This is a genomic window from Streptomyces alkaliphilus, from assembly GCF_014141535.1.
GTDB classification, from domain to species: Bacteria; Actinomycetota; Actinomycetes; order Streptomycetales; family Streptomycetaceae; genus Streptomyces; species Streptomyces alkaliphilus.
Map to the genome: position 1 here is coordinate 1 of NZ_VKHT01000486.1, position 3,846 is coordinate 3,846.

The 3,846-nt window shown below is 72.3% G+C and carries 4 protein-coding genes; all 4 read left to right on the top strand.

Translation table 11 applies throughout. The features are described from left to right. Positions 1 to 125: 125 nt before the first annotated feature. The 4 genes from FNQ90_RS15380 to FNQ90_RS15395 are packed head-to-tail and all read left to right on the top strand — an operon-like array spanning position 126 to position 3,830. Positions 126 to 1,175 carry an ATP-binding cassette domain-containing protein gene (locus FNQ90_RS15380; protein ID WP_182606903.1) on the top strand — a complete coding sequence of 350 codons (1,050 nt, stop codon included), beginning with the start codon at positions 126 to 128 and terminating at the stop codon, positions 1,173 to 1,175. Then, complete coding sequence (locus FNQ90_RS15385) at positions 1,165 to 2,130, top strand: ABC transporter permease (protein ID WP_228471233.1); 966 nt, start codon at positions 1,165 to 1,167, stop codon at positions 2,128 to 2,130. Before FNQ90_RS15380 ends, FNQ90_RS15385 begins: the two co-directional genes overlap by 11 nt. A 2-nt stretch (positions 2,131 to 2,132) precedes the next feature. Next, entirely contained in the window at positions 2,133 to 3,050 is a 918-nt protein-coding gene (locus FNQ90_RS15390) for an ABC transporter ATP-binding protein (protein WP_143618830.1), read from the top strand. A gap of 12 nt (positions 3,051 to 3,062) precedes the next feature. After that, positions 3,063 to 3,830: an ABC transporter permease gene (locus FNQ90_RS15395; RefSeq protein ID WP_182606904.1), complete on the top strand. Its 768-nt coding sequence runs from the start codon at positions 3,063 to 3,065 to the stop codon at positions 3,828 to 3,830. Positions 3,831 to 3,846 lie beyond the last annotated feature (16 nt).

Sequence of the window (3,846 nt, forward strand, 5' to 3'; positions counted from 1 at the left end):
GTGCTCCTTCCCCCCGGGGGACCGGCGACGGACGCCCCGTCCCCCTGCGGACCGACCCACTTCCTCCCGGGGGTGCCCCCACGGGGGGACGACTCCGGGAATCTTGTGGGTCTACCGTCGGGGCTGTGACAGTCATCGAGACCCACAGCCTCAGCAAGCGGTACCCCGGGGTCACCGCGCTGGACCGGCTGACCGTGGACATCGGGCCGGGGGTCACCGGTCTGGTGGGCGCCAACGGCGCCGGCAAATCCACCCTGATCAAGATCCTGCTGGGGCTGGCCCCCGCCTCCGAGGGCAGCACCCGGGTCCTGGGACGGGACAGCGCGAGCGACGGCTCGGCCATCCGTGAACGGGTCGGCTACATGCCCGAACACGACTGCCTGCCGCCGGACGTCTCGGCCACCGAGTTCGTGGTGCACATGGCCCGGATGTCGGGCCTGCCCCGCACCGCCGCCCGGGAGCGGACCGCCGACACCCTCCGGCACGTGGGGCTGTACGAGGAGCGCTACCGCCCCATGGGTGGCTACTCCACCGGCATGAAGCAGCGGGTCAAGCTCGCCCAGGCCCTGGTGCACGACCCCGAACTGGTGCTGCTGGACGAGCCGACCAACGGCCTGGACCCGGCCGGCCGCGACGAGATGCTCGGCCTGATCCGTCGCGTCCACACCGACTTCGGGATCTCGGTGCTCGTCACCTCCCACCTGTTGGGGGAACTGGAGCGCACCTGCGACCACATCGTCGTCATCGACGGTGGGAAGCTGCTGCGCTCGCAGGCCACCACCGGCTTCACCGCCGACATCGGCTCGCTGGCCGTCGAGGTCACCGACAGCGACGCCCACCCCAACGGCACGGCGGCTCTGCGGGAGGCCCTGACCGCCGCCGGTCTGACCGTGGCCGAGGAGCCCGGCAGGCTCCTGCTGGTCGAACTCCCGGAGCCGACCGCGTCGCCCGCCCCGACCGACCGGCCCGACCCCCGTCCCGAGCCGTCCGCCACCGGCCCGGCCGGCGGGATCCGGGACGCGCACGACCTGGTCCGCGACACCGTCGCCGACCTCGGCCTGGGACTGGTCCGCATGGAACAGCGCCGCCACCGCATCGCCGAGGTCTTCCAGCAGCGGTCCGCGACCCCGGCCGCCCCCGACGAGCGGAAGGGAGCCCCCGCCGATGCCCGCTGAGACCCCCGGCACGCCCACCGGAGCACCGACCGTCCCGACCGCCCCGAGCGGCGGTCCGACCACCGCCGGCAACGGCGGACGCGGCGACGCCCGCATCCACGACATCGGCTACCGCGGCTACTCCGGCGAACGCCTGGGCCGCTCCGCCGGTCGTCGCGCGCTGTTCGAGCACTCCCTGCGCGGCGCCTACGGCCTGGGCCGCTCGGCCCGCTCCAAGGTCATGCCGTTCCTCCTCTTCGCGATCGTCTGCTTCCCGGCGGTCATCTTCGTCGCGATCGCCATCACCATCGGGCTGGACGAACTGCCGATCCGCTACAGCCAGTACCCGCTGTACATGGCGCAGCTCATCGCCCTGTACATCGCGTTGGCGGCGCCGCAGATGGTCTCCCTGGACCTGCGCCACCACACCACCCCGCTGTACTTCTCGCGGCCCATCGAGCGCGTCGACTACGTGCTGGCCAAGCTCGGCGCCCTGACCGCCGCGCTCTTCATCTTCACCGCGATCCCGCTGACCATCATGTGGATCGGAGCGCTGCTCGGCGAGCTCGACTTCGCCGACCAGATCCGCATGTACGGCCAGGGACTGGCGATGGCGGCGATCTTCGCGGTCCTGCACGCCTGCCTCGCGCTGCTCATCGCCTCCTTCACCCCCCGCCGCGGCTTCGGCGTCGCCGCCGTCATCGCCGCGCTGACCATCCCCTACTTCGCGGTGATCAGCGTGCAGTGGGTCCTCTACGACCAGGGCGGCACCACCGCCGTCACCTGGCTCGGCCTGCTGTCCCCCGGCACCCTGCTGGACGGCATCCAGGGGGCGCTCCTGGGCGGGAGGACCGACTACCCGGTGGGCACCGAACCGGGCACCGGCACCGGCCTGGTCTTCCTGCTGGTCGCGCTCGGCGTCTCCGCGCTGTGCGTGCTGCTCCTGTCGCGCCGTTACCGGAAGGTCGGGATCTGACCGTGGCCACCCTGCACATCGACAACGTCTCCCGCTGGTACGGAAACGTCGTCGCCGTCAACGACGTCAGCCTGGAGATCGGCCCCGGCGTCACCGGCCTGCTGGGCCCCAACGGCGCCGGTAAGTCCACCCTCATCCACATGATGGCGGGCTTCCTGGCCCCATCCACCGGGCGCGTCACCCTCGACGACCGGGTCATCTGGCGCAACGCCGAGGCCTACCGCTCCATCGGACTGGTCCCCGAGAGCGAGGGGATGTACGACTTCCTCACCGGCCGGGAGTTCGTGCGCGCCGCCGCCGAGTTGCACGGCCTGCCCGACCCCGGCGCCGCGACCGACCGGGCGCTGGCCACCGTGGAGATGGAGTACGCCGCCGACCGCCGCGTCTCCGGCTACAGCAAGGGGATGCGGCAGCGGGTCAAGATGGCCGCCGCCCTCGTGCACGAGCCGGCCGTGCTCCTGCTGGACGAGCCGTTCAACGGCATGGACCCCCGCCAGCGCATGCAGCTGATGGAGCTGCTGCGCCGGATGGGGGACGAGGGCCGCACCGTGCTGTTCTCCTCCCACATCCTGGAGGAGGTCGAGCAGCTCGCCTCGCACATCGAGGTGATCGTCGCCGGCCGGCACGCCGCCTCCGGGGACTTCCGGCGCATCCGCCGGCTGATGACGGACCGGCCCCACCGGTACCTGATCCGCTCCGACGACGACCGGACGCTGGCCGCCGCGCTCATCGCCGACCCCTCGGTCGGGGGCATCGAGTTCGACGCCGCCGAGAACGCGCTGCGCGTCCAGGCGTCCGACTTCCACCGCTTCGCGGAACGCCTGCCCCGTCTGGCCCGGGACCACCGGGTCCGTCTGCTCACCGTCTCGCCCTCGGACGAGTCGCTGGAGAGCGTCTTCGCCTACCTGGTCAGCGCCTGAGGAGCCCGTCCGATGTCCGTCACCACCCAGAAGCCGGCCGGCCGCGCCCCCGCCGGGCCGCGTCCCTACCACCCGACCGTCGCGCGGCTGACCCGCCGCGCCCTGCTGGGCCGCCGCAGGGCCCTCCTCCTGCTCGCCCTGCCCGCCCTCCTGCTGCTCATCGCCGCACTCATCCGGATCCAGGCGGGGGTCGACGACCGGGCGGCCGTCGAGATCCTCAACGGCTTCGCGCTGGCCGCGATGGTGCCGCTGATCGGTGTCATCGCGGGCACCGGCGCGATCGCCCCCGAGATCGACGACGGTTCCATCGCGCACCTGCTCGCCACGCCGGTGCGCCGCTCCACGATCATCCTCACCAAGCTGATCGTCGCCGTCGGCGTCACCCTGCTCTTCACCGTGCCGTCGATCCTGCTCGCCGGTGTGCTGCTCAACGAGAACAACCGGCAGGTCGCGGTGGCCTTCGCGACGGCGGCGGCGGTCGCCTCCGTCGCCTACGGCGCGATCTTCCTGATGCTGGGCGTGATCTCCCGCAACGCGGTGGTCATCGGCCTGATCTACGCGCTGGTGTGGGAGGCGCTGTTCGGACAACTGGTGCCCGGCGCGCAGACGCTCAGCGTGCAGCAGTGGTCCCTGTCGATCGCGCAGCGGATCGCCGAGGGCGGCACGGTGACCTCCGAGGTCTCCCTCGGGGTGGGTGTCACCCTGCTGTGCGTCACCACGGCCGGGGCGACCTGGTACGCGATGCGGAGGCTGCGGTCCCTCACCATGACGGGGGACTGACCCCGCGGGGCGGGAA